The organism is Carboxydocella sp. ULO1, from assembly GCF_002049255.1.
In the GTDB taxonomy this organism is placed as follows: Bacteria; Bacillota.
Window position 1 is genome coordinate 1 of sequence record NZ_BDLQ01000129.1, and the last position, 268, is coordinate 268.

Sequence of the window (268 nt, forward strand, 5' to 3'; positions counted from 1 at the left end):
TTGGCAAAGCCCGCACCAAGTTTATAGTCGTCGTGGGTATTGTGGTATAGCTGCCGGGCAAGCTCATAATCAACCCGGCTGCTGTTCAATACATAGGGCACATTCCAGCGGCCGGTGAGGATGGTGCCAAATTGGCCAAATATGTTTTGTCGCAGCTTAGATATTTCTCCGACGGCTCTTTTAAACCACTTTTGTTTAGCCATAAATCTTTACACCTCTCAATATCTCAACGCCATTCATATTGACGCCTATCATATCATCCTCAAGG

Annotated in this window: 1 pseudogene; it reads right to left on the reverse strand. The window is 45.9% G+C overall.

The features are described 5' to 3' along the window. Positions 1-203 (reverse strand): annotated as a pseudogene (locus ULO1_RS13415) (phage portal protein); the annotation flags it as partial. Positions 204-268 lie beyond the last annotated feature (65 nt).